This window comes from Gordonia sp. i37, from assembly GCF_002043085.1.
Taxonomy (GTDB): domain Bacteria; phylum Actinomycetota; class Actinomycetes; order Mycobacteriales; family Mycobacteriaceae; genus Gordonia; species Gordonia polyisoprenivorans.
The window spans coordinates 1-2,103 of record NZ_MVPX01000375.1; the positions used below are offsets into that span (position 1 = coordinate 1).

Annotated in this window: 2 protein-coding genes and 1 pseudogene; 2 read left to right on the forward strand and 1 reads right to left on the reverse strand. The window is 69.1% G+C overall.

The window, feature by feature from the left end:
* Positions 1-482, forward strand: a pseudogene (locus B1964_RS18360) (hypothetical protein); the annotation flags it as partial.
* A 39-nt stretch (positions 483-521) separates the two neighbouring features.
* Positions 522-1,724: a 4-hydroxybenzoate 3-monooxygenase gene (locus B1964_RS18365; RefSeq protein ID WP_253194056.1), complete on the forward strand. Its 1,203-nt coding sequence runs from the start codon at positions 522-524 to the stop codon at positions 1,722-1,724.
* Here the strand turns inward: B1964_RS18365 and B1964_RS18370 are convergent.
* Positions 1,682-2,103 (reverse strand): arylamine N-acetyltransferase (locus B1964_RS18370; protein WP_139765788.1); only part of this gene is annotated, 422 nt, incomplete at its 5' end. The genes B1964_RS18365 and B1964_RS18370 overlap by 43 nt on opposite strands.

Sequence of the window (2,103 nt, forward strand, 5' to 3'; positions counted from 1 at the left end):
CCCGCGTCTATCTCCCCCGATCCCGGAACACGCTCGCGAATTTCTCTGCCGGACTGGCATTTCCGGTTCCGCCCGGCAGTGACCCGGACGAACTTCAACGCGCCCTGACGGCGTCGGCACGGATGGGGCGGCCCATCGCCAACCTTGCGATCACCTCGGTCAAGACGCTCGCGTCCTCCCGGCGCACAGCCGACCCACCGCCCGCGGCACTCACCGATGTGCCGGTGCCGCTGCTCCATTCAAGTGTGGGCACCGTGCCGGGCCGCGATCACCGCTGGACGTGGCTGGCCGACGAGCGGGCGCGGGTGTTCTCGGTCGCCGACCCCCCGACGCCGCAGGGCCTCACCGTGACGACCGCGCTCGTCGGAGGCGGGATGTCGGTGGCCGCAGCCTATTTCGACGACGCGGTGTCCTCCGCCGCGGTCGCCGACGCACTCGCCGCCCTGCCCGATCGTCTCCGTGCCCTGGTCGCGCTCACCTGAGCGCGTATCGACCGAGCACCCACACCCAGGAGTCCCCTCATGCCCAGGAGTCCCCTGATACGTTGTCAGGTCGCGATCATCGGTGCCGGCCCGGCGGGTTTGTCGCTGTCGATGATGTTGCATCGTCAGGGTATCGACGCCGTCGTCCTCGAGGCGCGAGACGAGGCGCACGTGCGCGCCCGGGTTCGCGCCGGCGTGATCGAACAGACCACCGTCGACACCCTGACCGAACTCGGCGTGGCTGACCGGCTACACGTACAAGCGCTGCGCCACAACGGTTTCTACCTGCGCTACGACCGCCACACACACCACCTCGACTTCCACCGACTGACCGGGCGCAACGCCTTCGTCTACGGACAGGCCGAGATCGTCGCCGACCTCATCGACGCACGCACGGCGGCCGGGTTGCCGCTGGTGTTCGACGCCGCCGACGTCGAGATCGGCCCGACGGACGGCCCCACCACCGAGGTCACCTACACCGTCGACGGCCGCACTCATCGCCTGACCGCCGACTTCGTCGCCGGCTGCGACGGCTTCCACGGGGTCTCCCGGACCCGGCTGCCGTCGTCGGTGCGCACCATCGAACGCGTGTATCCCTTTGCATGGCTGGGTATCCTGGCCCGAACCACCCCGGTGACCGAGGAAGGCATGTACTGCGCCCACCCCGACGGACTGTCGGTCCACAGCATGCGCGGCACACACATCACGCGCCAGTACCTGCAGGTGCCGGCCGACACCGATCTCGCCGACTGGCCCGACGAACGCATCTGGGCCGAATTACGCAGGCGCAGTGCCTCCGACGACCACCCGGAACTGCAGACCGGAGAGATCTTCGACCGCAGCCTCGCCCCGCTGCGCAGCGTGGTCACCGAACGCATGCAGCACGGTTCGCTGTTCTTGCTCGGCGACGCCGCCCACATCGTGCCGCCGACCGGCGCCAAAGGGCTCAACCTTGCCGTGTCGGACGCGAGCGTGCTGTCCCATGCCCTCGGGGTGTTCTACCGCGACGGTGACCGCACCCCCCTCGAGAACTACACCGACACCACGCTGCCGCGGATCTGGCAGGCGCAGAATTTCTCCTGGACGCTGACCTCGGTGCTGCACCGCTTCACCGACGACCCGTTCGACTGGGGGTTGCGGCGCGCGAAGCTGACCCGGTGGGTCGCTTCCCGTGCCGAGCAGGAGGCGCTCGGCGAGGTCTATCTCGGGTTACCGTTTCCCACCCCGTGGCGCCCGGAGTGAGACCGGTCACTCGCGGAACCGATTGGTAGCGAAGGCAACTCGTCGACGTCGAGGCCGAGCACCCGGCGGCACACGTCGAGCGCCGCGCGGTGATCGAGGTCGGATTCGGTGCGCGTTCCCCGCGCGTCGGTGACGATCAGCCGATAGTGGTCGATGCCGCCGGTGATGCTCACGCGGCCGCCGTCGACGGGCCGGGTGGCGATGAGCGAGCCGGTGAATCGGGACCGCGGCGAGGTGCTGTGCCACCAGGCCATCGCCTCGAACTCGGCGAGTTCCCGCGTGCACGGCTCCAGAAGGTAGGCCGCCGAATCGAATTCGATCCGGCGTTCGGCGACCGAGTCGAGGTCGATGGGCCGGCAGACCATCTCGCCACCGAATC

Excerpts from the sequence above, each read along its gene's own strand:
- B1964_RS18365 (WP_253194056.1), top strand. The coding sequence starts at position 522 with ATGCCCAGGAGTCCCCTGATACGTTGTCAGGTCGCGATCATCGGTGCC.